15 protein-coding genes are annotated in these 15,716 nt (G+C 69.4%); 7 read left to right on the top strand and 8 right to left on the bottom strand.

Annotated features, from left to right (window positions below; all coding sequences use genetic code 11):
- Window positions 1-170: 170 nt before the first annotated feature.
- The 3 genes from ACWDR4_RS39050 to ACWDR4_RS39040 form a co-directional block, all read right to left on the bottom strand.
- Window positions 171-1,283 (bottom strand): sensor histidine kinase, encoded by a 1,113-nt coding sequence (locus ACWDR4_RS39050; protein WP_450415585.1) that lies wholly within the window; start codon window positions 1,281-1,283, stop codon window positions 171-173.
- A gap of 2 nt (window positions 1,284-1,285) precedes the next feature.
- On the bottom strand, window positions 1,286-2,035 hold the full coding sequence (locus ACWDR4_RS39045; protein WP_371658294.1) for a response regulator transcription factor: 750 nt from the start codon (window positions 2,033-2,035) through the stop codon (window positions 1,286-1,288).
- Between the two features lie 292 nt (window positions 2,036-2,327).
- Window positions 2,328-3,674, bottom strand: coding sequence for a hypothetical protein (locus ACWDR4_RS39040; protein WP_450415582.1), 1,347 nt, complete (start codon window positions 3,672-3,674; stop codon window positions 2,328-2,330).
- 113 nt (window positions 3,675-3,787) lie between these two features.
- Here ACWDR4_RS39040 and ACWDR4_RS39035 point away from each other — a divergent pair, with 113 nt between their 5' ends.
- Window positions 3,788-5,020 carry a molybdopterin-dependent oxidoreductase gene (locus tag ACWDR4_RS39035; protein ID WP_450415581.1) on the top strand — a complete coding sequence of 411 codons (1,233 nt, stop codon included), beginning with the start codon at window positions 3,788-3,790 and terminating at the stop codon, window positions 5,018-5,020.
- Window positions 5,021-5,357: 337 nt separating this feature from the next.
- Here the strand turns inward: ACWDR4_RS39035 and ACWDR4_RS39030 are convergent, their stop codons facing one another.
- The 4 genes from ACWDR4_RS39030 to ACWDR4_RS39015 form a co-directional block, all read right to left on the bottom strand.
- Window positions 5,358-6,191: a class I SAM-dependent methyltransferase gene (locus tag ACWDR4_RS39030; protein WP_450415579.1), complete on the bottom strand. Its 834-nt coding sequence runs from the start codon at window positions 6,189-6,191 to the stop codon at window positions 5,358-5,360.
- The gene (locus ACWDR4_RS39025; RefSeq protein WP_450415577.1) at window positions 6,188-6,805 is read right to left on the bottom strand and encodes a TIGR04282 family arsenosugar biosynthesis glycosyltransferase; all 618 of its coding nucleotides are present in this window, start codon (window positions 6,803-6,805) and stop codon (window positions 6,188-6,190) included. The genes ACWDR4_RS39030 and ACWDR4_RS39025 overlap by 4 nt, the downstream gene beginning before the upstream one ends.
- Entirely contained in the window at window positions 6,802-7,572 is a 771-nt protein-coding gene (locus tag ACWDR4_RS39020) for a glycosyltransferase family 2 protein (RefSeq protein WP_450415575.1), read from the bottom strand. Before ACWDR4_RS39020 ends, ACWDR4_RS39025 begins: the two co-directional genes overlap by 4 nt.
- 317 nt (window positions 7,573-7,889) lie before the next feature.
- The gene (locus ACWDR4_RS39015) at window positions 7,890-8,885 is read right to left on the bottom strand and encodes an NAD-dependent epimerase/dehydratase family protein (protein ID WP_450415573.1); all 996 of its coding nucleotides are present in this window, start codon (window positions 8,883-8,885) and stop codon (window positions 7,890-7,892) included.
- Between the two features lie 417 nt (window positions 8,886-9,302).
- Between ACWDR4_RS39015 and ACWDR4_RS39010 the strand changes: the two genes are divergently transcribed.
- From ACWDR4_RS39010 to ACWDR4_RS39000, 3 genes are all read left to right on the top strand, one after another.
- Entirely contained in the window at window positions 9,303-10,529 is a 1,227-nt protein-coding gene (locus tag ACWDR4_RS39010) for a lactonase family protein (RefSeq protein ID WP_450415572.1), read from the top strand.
- A gap of 378 nt (window positions 10,530-10,907) precedes the next feature.
- Complete coding sequence (locus ACWDR4_RS39005) at window positions 10,908-12,353, top strand: DUF1996 domain-containing protein (RefSeq protein WP_450415570.1); 1,446 nt, start codon at window positions 10,908-10,910, stop codon at window positions 12,351-12,353.
- Window positions 12,354-12,531: 178 nt separating this feature from the next.
- A complete protein-coding gene (locus tag ACWDR4_RS39000) occupies window positions 12,532-13,140 on the top strand; it encodes a hypothetical protein (RefSeq protein WP_450415568.1) in 609 nt (202 codons plus the stop codon).
- Between the two features lie 378 nt (window positions 13,141-13,518).
- On the opposite strand, the gene ACWDR4_RS38995 is transcribed toward ACWDR4_RS39000, so the two are convergent.
- Window positions 13,519-13,707, bottom strand: coding sequence for an integrase (locus tag ACWDR4_RS38995; RefSeq protein WP_450415567.1), 189 nt, complete (start codon window positions 13,705-13,707; stop codon window positions 13,519-13,521).
- Window positions 13,708-13,735: 28 nt separating this feature from the next.
- Between ACWDR4_RS38995 and ACWDR4_RS38990 the strand changes: the two genes are divergently transcribed.
- The 3 genes from ACWDR4_RS38990 to ACWDR4_RS38980 all read left to right on the top strand — a co-directional run.
- Window positions 13,736-14,110: a hypothetical protein gene (locus ACWDR4_RS38990; RefSeq protein ID WP_450415566.1), complete on the top strand. Its 375-nt coding sequence runs from the start codon at window positions 13,736-13,738 to the stop codon at window positions 14,108-14,110.
- A gap of 139 nt (window positions 14,111-14,249) precedes the next feature.
- Complete coding sequence (locus tag ACWDR4_RS38985) at window positions 14,250-15,518, top strand: hypothetical protein (protein WP_450415564.1); 1,269 nt, start codon at window positions 14,250-14,252, stop codon at window positions 15,516-15,518.
- A gap of 14 nt (window positions 15,519-15,532) precedes the next feature.
- The coding region (locus ACWDR4_RS38980; protein WP_450415563.1) for a hypothetical protein at window positions 15,533-15,716 on the top strand (184 nt) is incomplete at its 3' end.

Below are 15,716 nucleotides of genomic sequence, written 5' to 3'. Positions count from 1 at the left end.
GGCTCGTGGAGTGGCACCGCCTGGGCGACGGCCGGGCCGACTACTCCGCCAGCACCGCCTGAATGGCGTGAACGTGCAGTTGCTGACCGGTCCGGAGAGCCGACTGCTGGGGATCTCAGCCCGGATGGCTTTCCCGTGTCGGCGGATTCGCTTGGCTCAGGAGCCCCCGATCACGCCTCGGCCAGGGGAAGCGTCACTTCGAAGCGGCAGCCGCCGGGGACGTTGTGCACGGCGGCCTGCCCGCGGTGAGCCTCCACGATGCCCCGGACGATGGCCAGGCCAAGGCCCGCACCGGCGGGAGGAGTACGGGCATGAGTACCGCGCCAACCGGTGTCGAAGACACGCGGCAGGTCCTCCTCGGGAATGCCACCGCATCCGTCGGTGACGGACAGAACGACTCCGTCGGAGAAGCGCTCGGCGGCGACCGCGACCGTACCGTCGGAGGGTGTCCGGCGGATCGCGTTGACCAGCAGATTGCCCAGTACTCGGCTCATCTCCTTGCCGTCCACCTCGACCGGCAACGGCTCGACGCAGTCGCCGACCAGCCACACCCCGTACTCGCGGGCGAGGGCGTCCGCTCCCGCAAGGGCGTCGCCCACCAGGTCGTACACCGACATGCGGGAAGGGGAAAGGGCGAGCGCCCCGGCGTGGATGCGCGAGAGCTCGAAGAGGTCCCCCACCATGCCGTTGAGACGTTCGACCTCCGTGCGCATCTGACGAAGGTAACGCTGGGGGTCGGCGGCCACGCCGTCCTCCAGGGCCTCGGACATGGCACGCAGACCGGCGAGGGGAGTGCGCAGGTCGTGCGAGATCCACGCGACCAGCTCGCGTCTCGATGCCTCCAGGGCACGTTCACGATCGCGGGACTCGGCCAGCTTCGCACTCGTAGCGGCCAACTCCTGGCTGAGCGCGTCGAGTTCGGCGGTCGCATGGCCCTTCGGCGCCGAGAAATGGCCGCCGTCACCGAAAGAACGGGCGGCGTCGGTGAGCGCCCGGCTGCTGGCGACGACCCATCGGCCCAGCAGCAGCGCGGTGGCCAGGGAGACGACCGCCGCCATCGCGACAACCATAGTGACAACCGTCAGGTCGTGCGGGGAAAGGAACATCGCCTGGGCCACAGCCAGCGTTCCCGCGAGCATGGCGGTCACGGCCACGGCGGCGACCACGGCGAGGGACTCGGTCAGCGAGCGTCGCCGGATCAGCCACAGCACACCCGCACCGAGCAGCCCGGCCGCGACGGCGCCGAGGAAGGCGAAGAGGGCGATGAGGAGGGCGTCGTTCATGGTCAGACCGCCTCCTCGGAGGGCGTGGCATCGAAGCGGTAGCCCACTCCCCACACCGTCTGGATCAGCCGGGGCCGGGCCGGGTCGTCCTCCACCTTGCCCCGCAACCGGCGGACGTGGACAGTGACGGTGGACAGGTCGCCGAAGTCCCATCCCCACACCTCACGCATCAGCTCTTCGCGGCTGTAGGCGCGGCCGTGGTTGCGCAGGAGGAAGGCGAGGAGGTCGAACTCGCGGAGGGTGAGGCTGAGTTCGGTGCCGTTCTTGGTGGCGCGGCGGGCTGTCGGGTCGACGGTGACGCCTGCCGCGTGCACCGGGTGAGCCGCGACGGCGGGCCGGGACCGGCGCAGTACCGACTCGACCCGCAGCACCAGCTCACGGGGGCTGAAGGGCTTGGTGACGTAGTCGTCAGCGCCCACTTCCAGGCCCAGGATCCGGTCGCCCTCGTCGCCGCGGGCGGTGAGCATGATGACGGGCACGGGCCCGCGGGCCCGTATCCGTCGGCACACCTCCAGGCCGTCCATGCCGGGCAGCATCAGGTCGAGCACCACCAGGTCCGGCCATTGCGCGGCGGCCCGCGCGAGCGCGGTGTGCCCATCCCCGGCTACGTCCACCTGGTACCCAGCGCGGTCCAGATAGCCGTAGACGACCTCGGCGACCGTGGGGTCGTCGTCCACGACCAGGACGCGGCTCGTACCTCCGTGCCCACGTGGAGCATGTCCGGAGTCCGGGGATTCGTGCGGCTGCTGCATGCCCCCAGCATTGCACTGACCTCCTTGCCGTGTGGCAGGGCCGCCCCGCCGTCCGCGTTTCGTAAGACCTTGACGCCCGTTCCGCTCCTGCGGACCTGGCCGTTCTCGCGACCGTCGCTCCCGTCGTACGGCGTTGCCGTAGGGCGAGTCCCCTCGGTCGGTGACGTGTTCCGCCGTGCCACTTGTCAGGGCCACAGCACCCTGATCCCGCGGGTTCTGAGACATTCGTCTGTCCGGTTCCGGCCCGGGTGACCACGCCGATTTCGCCCCACTGTTGAGCCCGATCTCATGGTCACCACCCCGTCAGCAGCAAGTGGTTGAGAAGCAGGGCGAGGGTGGCCTGCGCGGTGAGCCAGGCGCGGGGCCGGGTCAGAAACGCGCAGGCCGGGAGCAGCCACATCGCGAACGGCAGCCAGATGCGCTCTGTCTCCGCCTTGCTCATGCCGGAGAGGTCGGCGGTGAGGAGCGCGAGCAGGGCGGCGAGGACGAGCAGGGCAAGGCGGGGTTCGGGGGTGGAACGGCGCAGGGACATGCGAACGCCCTGGCGGATGGGGGTCGCGCCGACTCGTCGCAGCCCGGCCACCGTCGCCGGGCCCACGACGAGTGCCGTGCATGCGAGGTTGGCCCACACCCAGTAGGCGTAAGGGCGGATGCCGCCGGCCCCTTGGTAGTAGCGGGTGACCAGCAGGTGGTACGCCTCCCACCAGTTGAAGCCCGCGAACGTGAACGCGGCCGGGACGACGACGAATCCGGCGAGGACGTAGGGCAGGGGGCGCAGGCGTCGGGAGCCCAGCAGCAGGGCGCCGCCGGCGATCACCGCGAACAGTGTCAGCCCGTACGAGAGATACATGGTGAGGCCGAAGAGGAGCCCGGAGGCGAGACCTGTCGACCGTGGCCGGTGTCCCGTGACGGCGAGGGCGAGGAACGCGACGGCCCAGGCGGCGACCGCCGCGAAGTACCCGTCCGCGGAGGTGCCCATCCACACAGCGGCCGGGGCCAGGACCAGGAAGGGCGCGGCACGGCGGGCGAGCGACTCACCAGCCAGGACTCGTACGGTGACGAGGACCGCCACCGCCGCTGTCGCCCCGACGGTGATGCACCAGACGCCGGCCCAGGCCCCGCCGCCCAGTCCGATCCGGTCGAGGAGGACGAAGGTGAGGGTGGCCGCGGGGGGATGTCCAGCGATGTGTGCGGGCCAGGCGTCGGGTGAGTGGTACAGGATGTGGTTGGTGAAATCCCGCAGGGCGGCGGGGATGTCGTGGAAGCGGTTGACGGGGTCGATGACCTGGAGGTACTCGTACTTGGTTGTCAGGCGCCGCGCGATTCCATGCTGCCATCCGTCGACCAGGGCGAGCGAGAACGTCCATGCCATGGCGGTGCCCCAGGCGGTGCACAGCAACGCGCGCCAGGGCAGCCGGGCGGCGAGGAGCGGCCCGTACGCGATCACGCCGAGAGCCACCATGATCGCGGCGGGGGTGCCGGGGCCGACGTGCGGCTCCCAATGGCCGTACAACGGCGGCCAACTGACATGAAGGTTTCCGTAACGGTGTTCCAGGAAGGTGCCGATCACAGCCGCCGTCGTGACGAGCAGCGCTGCGACAAGGGCCGCGGACAGGTCGCGGAGAAGATCGCGGTTCACACCGGCACGGTAGGCCGGGGAGGACCGGATGAGGCTCCGGTGAGCGAGGACGTCAGCATTTCGTCATGAGTTGAGGGCCCCGTTCTCGGCCCGTCCCGGCCTACGGTCGGGACATGCGCGACCATCAACTCCCCACCTCCCCCGGTTTCTGGCGCAGCCCGCTGCGCGGCCCCTGGTTCACCTCCGTGCTCGGTATCGTGCTGCTCGGCGGGATCACCGTGCTCTTCGTCACGGGCCTTGTGTCGTACGCCGCCTACAACCCCGGCCTGTCACCGGTGAACGACAAGACCCCCGACAAGGGCCTGCTCGGCTTCTACCTCTTCGCCTGGCCCACCGACCCGCCCTGGCTCTACCGACTCACCCAGGGCGTCCACGTCACCCTGGGCATCGCGCTGATCCCCGTACTGCTGGCAAAACTGTGGTCGGTCCTGCCGCGGCTGTTCACCCTGCCGCCCGTGCGATCCCTCGCGCACGCGCTGGAGCGGATCTCGCTGCTTCTGCTGGTCGGGGGCGCGCTGTTCGAGTTCACCACCGGCGTGCTGAACGTCCAGCTCGACTACCTCTTCCCCGGCTCCTTCTATCCCCTGCACTTCTACGGGGCCTGGGTGTTCTTCGCGGCCTTCCTGGCCCACGCGCTGCTGAAGACACCCACCGCCCTGCGCAATCTGCGGCACCTGCGCGACGAGGAGAGCGAACTCGTCTCCCCGAACCCCGCCCCGCCCACCGTCTCGCGCCGCGGCGCCCTCGCCTTCGTGGGCGGCGGCTCCCTGCTCCTGCTGGCCACGACGGCGGGCCGGAGCTTCGACGGACCGCTGCGGGCGACGGCCGTGCTCGCGCCGCACGGCGGCCCCGAACCGGGTCCGGGTCCCGGCGGCTTCCAGATCAACAAGACGGCCGCGTCGCGCGGGATCAGCATGACGGAGACGAGTGACGAGGCGTGGCGTCTGGTCATCGAGGGGCCCGGACGGACGGTCCGGCTGAGCCGGGCAGAGCTGCTGCAACTCCCCCTGCACAGCGCCGTGTTGCCCATCGCTTGCGTGGAGGGCTGGTCGACCTCCGACCAGTCGTGGCGGGGCGTACGCCTGCGGGATCTGGCAGCGCTCGTCGGGTACGAGACCGGGGCTGCGCCCGACGTGATGGTGGAGTCGCTCCAGCGGCACGGGTCGTTCCGCCGGGCCGCCCTGCGCGACAACCAGGTGCGCGACCCGCGTTCCCTGCTCGCCCTGTTCGTCAACGGCGAGCCCCTCACCCCGGACCACGGCTACCCGGCGCGGATCATCGTCCCCGCGGCGCCTGGCGTGCTCAACACCAAATGGGTGGCACGGATGACCTTCGGAGAGCTGTGATGCGAGGACATGTGATGCGACGGCTTGTGGTGCGCCCGCATGTGGGCAGCCCGCTTCAACTCCTGCTTCTCGCCTGTTCGTTCACGTTGGCGGGGTATGCGGGTGTGCGGCTGCTCGCGGACGACTGGCTCTCTGTTGTGCTGTGGTTCGTGGGCGCGGCGCTGGTGCACGACCTGGTGCTGCTGCCGCTGTACGCGGGCGCGGACCGGCTCGTCGCACGGGGGCTGGGCGTGGTCGGCCGCCGGGAGTGGACGGTCTTCGTGCGCGTCCCGGCGGCGCTCTCCGGCCTTCTGCTGCTGATCTGGTTTCCGCTGATCAGCGGGCAGGTGGCGGACCACTACAGCTCGGCCACCACCCTGTCCGGCGATGAATTCCTGTCCCGCTGGCTTTTGATCACCGCGGTGCTGTTCGGCGGCTCGGCGGTGATGCTCCTGTCGCGGTCCTTGCGGTTGCGTAGGGCGACGAAGGAGCGGCCGCCGGTCTCCCACTGACGCTCCGGGCGCCAGCCGGCGCGGGTCGCGAGCCGGAGCAGGGCCGATGTGCCGAGGCGGGCCCAGGGGAAGGGCGGACCGGCCGTGCCGTGAGCGTCGGCGGTGATGCTCACGACCTGGACGGTGACGCGTTCGTCGACCTCACTGTCCGGGACCGTCTCGGCGATCAACAGGCCGTTCTGGGCGAGGAGTTGGGACGTCCGCCGCAGAAGGGCGGTCGGGTCGCCGCCGATACCGATGTTGCCGTCGATGAGGAGGACGGTGTCCCAGCGTCCTTCGGCGGGGAGCGGTTCGAAGACGGAGCGTCGCAGAGCCTGGCCGCCGAGCCGCACGGTGCGGGCGACGGCGGCTTCGCTCACGTCGACGCCGAGCGCCGGCCGACCCCGGGCCGCGAGTTCGGCGACGAGCCGCCCCGGACCGCACCCCACATCGAGTACAGCGCCTTCACAGTGTTCCAGGACATCCATGTCCGCCGCGTCGGCCCTGGCACACCAGCGTTCCACCTCCAGCGGCAGCAGCCAGCCGTCGGCGCGGCGGAGGAAGAGCGGCCCCCGGCCGGTGACCACTGCCTCGGAGTAGGGGTCGGCGGCCCAGGGGCGCGGGGTGCCCATCGGCGCGACAGGCGCGAGACGATCCAGGGCGATCGCCCTCGGCGACGTGATCTCATGTGCGGTGCTCATCGACCGACAGCCGCCCCGAGACGCTCCAGTGCGGCGGCGAAGCGGGTTCCCGGCGCAGCCGCGGCGACCGCCTCCGCGTCGCCCGCGGTGTCCACGTCCCGCAGGCGGGGCAGCTCGCGTACGCGTAGGCCCGCGGAGACGAGCCGTTCGCGCTGCGCGGCACCCGTCGTGGGCGTGGACATCGGCACGCCCCGCAACAGCTCGGGGTCCGGGTGGGCGAGACCCAACGCCCAGAAACCGCCGTCCTCGGCCGGCCCGAAGTACGCGTCACAGTCGGCGAAGTCCACGGTGAGCAGTGCGGGCGTCACCTGGGGGGTGTCCATGCCGATGAGCAGGGCGGGGCCGTCGCAGCCGGCGAAGGCGGCGGCCAGCCGCTCGTCCAGACCTCCCGCGCACTGCGGGACGACGTCGAAACCGGGCGGCAACCAGGGGCCCGGAGCGCCGTCGAGCACCAGCACGCGGCGCCGAGCGGGCGTGGCCGCCACCGTTCGCAGGGTGTCCACGAGCGCCGCCTCGGCGAGCGCTGCCGCTTCCCGGGGCGTGAACGGCGGGGTGAGCCGGGTCTTGACCCGGCCCGGCCGCGGTTCCTTGGCGATGACGAGGAGAGTGGTCACTGAGCGGTTCCTCCTGGAAGTACGGCGAACGAGTCGGCGCCTGCCCCGTCCCGGGGCACCGGTGGTTCGGCCAGGACGCGGCCCATGTCCCGTACCGCCTGCCAGGTGCCGCGCCAGGTACCGGTGACCTTGGAGGCGCCGGTGCGCGGCAGATAGGGCACGTCGTGCTCGACAACACGCCAGCCGGCGTCGGCCGCGCGCACGACCATCTGCAGCGGGTAACCGCTGCGGCGGTCCGTGAGCGCCAGGTCGAGCAGCTGTTCGCGACGCCCGGCACGGAGCGGGCCGAGATCGTGCAGACGCAGCCCGGTGCGGCGCCGCAGCATCCGTGCCAGTGCGAGGTTGCCCATCCGGGCGTGTGCGGGCCAGGCGCCTCGGCCCTGCGGCCGGCGCCGACCGAGCACCAGGTCGGCCTCACCGTCGTACACCTCGCGTACGAAGGGCACGAGCAGGGACGGGTCGAGGGAGGCGTCGCAGTCGCAGAAGCACACGAGGTCCGCGGTGGCTGCGGTCAGCCCGGCATGGCAGGCGGCGCCGAAGCCGCGACGCGTCTCACGTACGACGGTCGCGCCGAGGTCGCGGGCCAGTTCGGGCGAGCCGTCCGTGGATCCGTTGTCCACCACCAGCGCGCGCCAGGTGGGCGGGATGCGTGCGAGCACCCAGGGCAGGGCCTCGGCCTCGTTCAGACAGGGGAGCACCACGTCGACGGTCGCCGCGGTCGTCTCCGCTTCCGATTGCGTTGCAGAAGAAGTCGTCACGGCTTTCACCCTACGAAGATAAAAGGTACGTAAGGGGCTTCGACTCCTTACGAAACGCGGACGTCGAGGGAGGGAGGGAGCACGGAAGTGCCGTCGGGAGGAGTCCGGTTGCGTGCGTGAGCGGCACGTACCTCCGGTGCTCAGCCGCCGCTGCCGCACGGATGGTCAACGGGATACCGGACATGGGGACCTGACGTGCGAACGCTGCTCGTCTCCTCGTCTCCCTCGTTCGTCGGCTCCCTCCCCGGCGACCGCGCTGCCGCCGACCGCCGGTCCGTCGGCCGAGCGCCGTCCGCCGCCTCCGCCGCGATGGGCGCGGTCGAGCACTACTCCCCGCGCAGCCCCGCGGTCGCGAATTCCCGCATGCCCTCCTCGAAGCCGACCTCGGCCTTCCAGCCCAGTTCGGCCCGCAACCGCGAGGAGTCGGCCGTGATGTGCCGTACGTCCCCCAGGCGGTACTCCCCCGTCACCACGGGCTCGGGTCCGCCGTACGCGGACGCCAGCGCCCGCGCCATCTCGCCGACCGTGTGGGGCTCCCCGCTGCCGGTGTTGTACGCCGTCAGCGCGCCGGCCGGGGACTCGGCCTCGAGCGCCGCCACATTGGCCGCCGCCACGTCACGTACGTGCACGAAGTCCCGACGCTGCCCGCCGTCCTCGAAGACGCACGGCGCCTCCCCCCGGGCGAGCGCAGACCGGAAGAAGGACGCGACCCCCGCGTACGGAGTGTCGCGCGGCATGCCCGGCCCGTACACGTTGTGGTAGCGCAGCGAAACCGCGGCGCCGCCCGTCGACCGGGCCCACGCCGCCGCCAGATGCTCCTGGGCCAGCTTGGTCGTCGCGTACACGTTCCGGGGATCGACCGGAGCGTCCTCGCCGACCAGCCCCGGCGTCAGCGCCTCCTCGCACTGCGGGCACCGGGGCTCGAAACGCCCTGCGGCCAGATCCGCCTCGGCCCGGGGGCCTGGTCGTACCGCCCCGTGCCGCTCACACCCGTACGAGCCCTCGCCGTACACGACCATCGACCCGGCCAGCACGAGCCGCCCCACCCTCGCGTCGGCCATGGCGGAAAGCAGCACCGCGGTACCGAGGTCGTTGCGCGACACGTACTCGACCGCGTCGCCGAACCCCTTCCCGAGCCCCACCATCGCCGCCTGATGGCACACGGCGTCGACGCCCGCCAGAGCGGCCGCGACCGCCTCCGCATCGCGTACGTCCAGGCCGTCGCGCAGGTCGAACACGACCGCCTCGTGCCCCCGTGCGGTCAGTGCTTCGACGACATGACTCCCGATGAACCCGGCTCCGCCGGTGACCAGTACTCGCATACGCGAACGCTAGAAGCATGAGCGCCCCGCAGGGCAGCACCGCGCCCATCACGTCACCGGTCCGTAAGACCTCGCCGGATGCGGCAGCCCATGGCACATCACCGATGCGGTCAAGACCGTGACGTGGTCAGAGCGCCACCCCAGCCTGACGGCAAGACCCTCAGCTGGCCCAAGGACACCACCGGTTTCGTCGCCGTCCCCCGCGCTGGACACCATTGACCGGCAAGCAACCCTCCGACACCGCATCGGTCGCTCAACGGCCTTCGACGGACCTACAGATCAGAATCAACCGCGTACGAGAAATTCTTACGAGAAGCTGACGCGGGACCGAAACATCTTCATCCCGCCCGCCCTACAGGCAACTCTGGCTCCACACGTCACCGACCGGCGGCGTCATCAAGGTACGAGGAGTCAGGCGTGAACAGGCATACCAGGCGCAGGTCGAAGTCACAGGTCCGAATGACCATCGCCGGGGCAGGCGTCCTCGCGTCGGCGGCGGTCGCGACCACGGTGGCCATCGCCTCGGCGGGCGAAGTCTCCCGCGCGCACGAAGGCGTGACGACGAAGAGTGCCAAGGCGGGAGCCGACCACGCTGTCTTCGTACAGGGCAACGAGCTCGCCGGAAACACCATCCGCGTCTTCAAGCGCGGCGAGGACGGAAAGCTCACTGCCGCAGGCGCCTACGCCACCGGCGGCAAGGGCGGGGACCAGGTCGACGCACCCACCGACTCCCTCGCCTCCCAGGGCTCACTCGTCTACGACCGCGGCTCGCATCTGCTGCTGGCGGTCAACGCGGGCAGCGGCACCGTGACCTCGTTCCGGGTCGAGGGACAGAAACTGACGGACCGGCGGGTGGTGCGTTCGGGCGGGGACTTCCCCTCGTCCATCGCGGTGTCCGGCAACCTCGCCTACGTCATGAACGCGGGAGGCGCGGGCAGCGTCCAGGGCTTCAAGATCACACCCAACGGACTCAAGCCGCTGGGCGGTTCCTACCGTTCCCTGGGGCTGAAGAACGACAAGGTGCCGTTGTTCAGTAGCTCGCCCGGCCAGGTCGCGTTCACGCCGGGCGGCCGTGCGCTGGTGGTCACCACGAAGTCGGCCAACACCGTCGAGGTCTTCGTGATGCGACACGACGGACGGCCCGCGCACCGGCCGGTGGTCAACGACTCGGCCGGTGGCGTGCCGTTCGCGATCACCTTCGACAAGGCCGGCCGGATGCTGGTGGCCGAGGCCGAGAAGTCGACGGTCAGTACGTACAAGGTGCGCGCCGACGGCCGCCTCAAGGTCGTCCAGAAGCCCCTGGCCAACGGCCAGAACACGCTGTGCTGGCTGGAGCGCGCCGGCGACTTCTTCTACGGCGGCAACACCGGCAACTCCACCGTCACCGGTTACCGCACCGACCGGCACGGCAAGCTCGCGCTCACCAACGACATCGGCATCGCCACCCCGCCCTCGGCCATGTCCCAGGGCGTCATCGACCTGGCGGTGACCCAGGACGAGAAGTTCCTGTACGTGCAGAACGGGACCTCCGGCACCGTCGACGGCTTCCGCATCGGCAAGAACGGCTCCCTCACCAAGGTCACCACCGCCACAGGACTGCCCCCCTTCGCCGAATCCGGCATGGAGGGCATAGCCGCCGTGTAAGGAAGCGGCCACCGCGGCCCAGCGCCCTGGAGACTCTCTCCGGGGCGTCGAACCCGTTCCGATGTGGCAGGAGTGCTCGACGACGGCCACCAACTCCCGCAGCCGACAAGACATGCGGGCCGGCCGCGTCCAGCCTGCCGGGGTTACCGGCTGGGACTGGACCGGTGAGCCCGGCCGGGACAATTCCGCGAAGTCCTGTGTTCGGGCGCGATTCGGTTCTCGCGATCGGTTCTCGCGATTCATTTCTTACATGTCCATGACGCGCCACGTGAACGGCAGCCAAGCGCCGGCCTCTCAGCTGAGGCTGGGGGCATCCGGGCGACGAGCGATGCGTATCGCCGATGGCTCAGGAACCACGTTGTGAAATCGGGAGTTCTCATGCGAGCAGATCACAGGCGCGGCCGTAGCCGCCGCAACGCCATCATGGCGGTCACGGCGCTCCTGGCAGGGGGCGGTGGCCTCGTAGCCGTGAACTACGCCGCCAACGCGTCCGACGTCACCGCCACCGCTCCTACGACGCGGTCGGCCCAGACGATCAGCTGTCCGGACGTGAAGGGCAGGCTGCCGGCCGTCCCCCAGCAGGCACAGGCCGAGGTGGACCGGAACCTGCGGTTGCTGGACCAGCAGACCGCGGAGGCCAACCAGCGGCTGGTCGACACCCGTGGCCAAGGAGGCCCGAACTTTGTGCGGAACGCGATCCTCGACCCTCTGACGGACAAGAGGAAGTCGACCATCGACCGGATCGCCATCGCCATCGGGCGGTCCGCCACCAGGCCCACAGGGCTGGACGCTCTCGCCGCCTGCAACCTCGGCCTCGACACATCCGGGACCCAGGCATCCGGGGCCGCGAGCCAGAACCCCGGCGGGCCCCAGGGCGCGGGAGGCAACACCGGACAGCCCGGACAGCAAGGAAACGGCTCCGGTGCCACGGGGCAGAGCAACGACGGGCCCACCGCGGCCGACTTCGTGGACATCACGAAGGTGACTCCGAACGTGCGCAAGGTGCGCCGCCAGGCCAGCGCCTCGACCGGAGCCTTCACCTCCCGATGCGGAGTCAACAAGCGGGGACAGCACAACTCGGACAACGACATCGTGGCGCCCGGTGTCAGCAACGGCGCCCACCACGTCCACGACTACGTGGGCAACCGGAGGGTGGACTTCAAATCCACCAACCAGTCCCTGAGCGCCCAGGGCACCTCATGCACCAACGGCGACCAGTCCGCGTACTACTGGCCCGTCCTGCGGGACACCACCCGCCAGGGTCCCGACGCCAACGCCCTCGGCGGCGGAGCCGAGGGCAACAAGGGAGCCATCCTGGTGCCCAGGGCCGTCACGATCACCTACCTGGGCAGCCCCACCGGCCGGGTCGTGGCGATGCCACGCTTCCTGCGGATCATCACCGGTGATGCCAAGGCGTTCACCAACGGCACCAAGAACGCCAACGCCCACTGGAGCTGCACCGGCTTCGAGAACAGGGTCCAGCTCACCGACAAGTACCCGATCTGCCCCCGGGGCAGCAAGGTGGTGCGCAGCTTCGCCTTCCAGAGCTGCTGGGACGGCAGGAACGTCGACAGCGCCGACCACCGCAGCCACGTCGCCTTCGCCGGCGCCGATGGCAACTGCGCAAGGGGCTTCAAGGCCATCCCGCAGCTGACGATGCGGCTCATCTACAAGACCCCCGCGGCACCGAACTTCGCCGTCGACGGCTTCCAGGGACAGCAGCACAACGCCATCACCGACCACAACGACTTCATCAACGTGATGACCGACCGGCTCATGCGCCAGGCGGTCTTCTGTATCAACTCCGGGCGCCGCTGCGGCTAACCGACCGGGCCGCCACCGGTCCTCTGCTCCGGCCTCGCCGCGAGATCGGCGGGGCCGGCGTCGCGTCGGAGGGGAGTCGCCCCCGGCGGGCGCCTTCCAGGTTGCGTGGCACCACACAAGATCTTACGAAGCCCTTACGCAGCCGTCTCAGGTGACGTAACGCGCCTACGATCGCAGCGTGTTGACCATCCGAAACATCGCCCTCGCCACTGTCGCGCCCCTTGTGCTGGCTGCGGCGGGCGCCGCGCACCCGCATGGCCTGTCCAGGGCGACAGCCGCGGACTGGACACAGCTGCACATCGCACTGCTGCCGGTCTTTCCGCTGCTCACGCTCGGCCTCCTCGTCCCTCTGTGGCACCGCCCCCGACCAGATCTCGCGGGCTTCGCCACAGTGGTGGCCTGGGCGAGTGCCTTCACATACGCGGCCTTCTACACCGGTCTCGACGCGGTGGCCGGTATCGCGGCGGGAACCGCGGTCGAGCAGGCTGCCGGGACAGCGAACATAGGGCCGATCAAGAACCCGCTCTACGACACGGGTGAGTCGCTCGGGCGGGTCGGGGCCTACGCCCTCATCGTCGCCGTAGTGGCCACAGCCGTCGCGCTCTTCCCGAAACACGGGGTGCGAGTCGTTCCCGGCACGGTGGTTCTCCTGGTGGCCGGCTGGTCCTTCACAGACAGCCACATCTTCTGGCCCGTCGGCGTATGGACAATGCTCGGCTTCGCACTGGGCTTCGCTCTGCTCGCCGCCGGGACCAGAAGGAGCCAATCCGCTCCACCCCGCGTCTGAGCGAGACGGGCCTCCTCCACCACCCTGTCGCCCTGTTCCTGTTGAGCTGCCCGGTCGCCCGCCCGATCCGGTCGCGCGCCTTACGTGGTCGTTCGATCAAAACGTGCCGACGGCCGGAGCACCCGCCCGGAGTTCCGAGACGGCCTCGCGAGCGGGCTGACAAATGCTTCACCCAAGTAGATCCTCCATCGGGGAAGCCCCAGTCGCCGCAAGATGCCTCTGGGGCGTGGGAGTTTCAGGCGATGGTCCGAGGGTTCGACCACGGTGAGCGCCTTGAATCGGAGCGGCAGGCAACCCGAAAGCTGCGCTTGCCGAATACCTCCTCCATGCTGGTCAGTCAGCATGTTGATACTCGTGGAGGGTGCCGCCGAGTCGCGCTCACCGTCGTATGTCCAGATGGGCGATCCGGTCCGGGTCCTCGATCGGAGCGGGCAGCGAGTGGAGAGGGCGGGCATTCGCAAGACCCTGGTGCGGCCGGTGCTCGTTATCAAACGTCTCGAACTCCCGCAGGGCGCGCAGGGTCCGCCTGCCGGTCCCGGCGGCCCCGTGCATCGGCATCGAGGTCATCTGGACGGATGATCGCGAGGCGAAGCTTGTGCGCGGGAATCTCGGTGTCGCGGTGGGCGTCGTAGAGGGCCCGCTGCTCGCCCCGATGGACGCCGCTGACAGTCAACCGGTCCGGTTTGTCGAAGAACGGGACCGCCTCATCATGCTGGCGCTCTCGGTACTCCACAACGAGCTTGTGCTGGGGCCAGTAGCCGTCGACGGGCACCTTGACGCGGCGCCCATCAGTGCCAGAGTCGAAGCGGTGCTGCCGCTGCGCGACCTCACCGAGATACTCGTCGCAGAGGTCGAGGACGTATGCCTCGTCACTTTCGGATCTCCCACCCATGACACAGCATCCTGCCGGGAACCACTGACAAGCCACCTCCTGCGGGTGCTCGGCCTGTCACCCGGGGTGCCGCTGTAGTACTGGGTGGGAGGTTGAGGTTCCCGTGCCCCGTTCGACGCGAGCTCAATCCCGGTATGGCGGCGATCCTCGCTATGCTCGGGGGCCATTTGAACCAACCACCTCAGCCTGTCGAAGGACGTGACTTGGCTTGATATCAATGCCTATTGAGCTGGTCGCCGTCGTCGCTATCGCAATGCTTGTCACCGCGTGGCTGCTCTGGAGACTCTCGCGAAGCACCACCACCGCCTCGGGCGGGGACACCGCACTGAGCGCCGCGGCAGAGGTCGAAGTTCGGACCGAGTTCCCACCCGAAGGGCTTCTGGTCCCCGAGGACGTTCTCCGATCCGTCGGCTCGACGTCTGGCACGATCTGGGATGCGCTCGAAGCCGCAGCGGCGCCAGTTGCTGTCGAGTACTACCCGGTCAGCGAGGCGGAGGTCGCGAAGTTCCGGACTGGGCCCGTGAACGCGACGGCTCAGCAGGCAATGGTCGGGATCGTGGAGGCCCTCAACCCGAAGAGCCCGACGTTGTTCCGGGTGGTGCTGCCAAAGAGTGCAGAGCTCGTCAAGGCCGCCGGAACTTCCGGGTTCAGAGGGTTCTCTCGCAGCGGCGGGCAGACAGCACATGCTGTTCTGAAGCCCGTCGCTGCTGGTGGAGCACTCGTGGCAGGTTGGCCGGTGCTGGCCGTCGCCGGAACCGTCCTAGCGGTAGACATGGTGGCTCAACGTGAACAGAGGGCGCACCAACGCCGAGTTGAAGCCATCCTGAGCGGCCAAGAGGAACGGGCCTACAGCAAACGGATCACAGATCAACGATCGGCCGATGCTCAGCTGTCCCGCGCGATCAGCGAGATGCTTGACGGCCTCAATCCGAATCTTGACCTCGCCCTAAAGAGTGCGGACGACGAGTTCTATACCTCTCAGCAATTCTTGGAGAAGCACCGCGGCGTCATCGACGAGCTGGTGGACGACAACGGCAAGGTCGACTACCGCCGCCTGGAGGAGACCCTTGGCGGCAAGGAGAAGGAGACTGACCACTTCATCCGAGAGCTTCACTTGGCGCGAGCGGCGATTGCGATACGACGCAAGGCACTGGTTGCCTACGCGGCGTCGCTAGCGCTCGCGGATCCCACCAATCCTTACGCCGCGCTGCGGAGGTTCGTGGAGTCGCACGTTCATCAGTTGGAGGACGCCTGTGCGGTGGCGACAGAACTGACCGAACGCCTCACCCAGGTTGAGCTCAGGGGCCGTTGGCCCGACTCCGACAAGTCAGTGGCGACGCGACAAGAGTGGCTCCGCGCCCAAGTCTCCTCGCCCGGAATCGATAGCAACACCGAGATTTGCTACCTCATGACGTCTTCCCGCGAGATCCTCCAAGTCCTTCCGCCCGACGAAAAGGAGCCCTTGCAGCTCGCGCAGGACAAGTAGCCGTCTTCCGGCCGATGCACGCCCCACTCGACTTGGCCAACTTTGTGGTCACCTTCGACGCCCTGCACCCACAAACCACCCACGCCCGCTTCCTGGAGGAGAATGAAGTTCCCCCCGCGAACTGGACAGCGGGTGTTTACGCTGCCGGGACGAGGCTCTGCCTGAGCAAGGATCTCGTTTCGAGCGGGGTGACGTACC

It is taken from the genome of Streptomyces sp. NPDC000878 (genome assembly GCF_053599695.1).
This window is presented reverse-complemented; position numbering and strand designations above follow the sequence as displayed.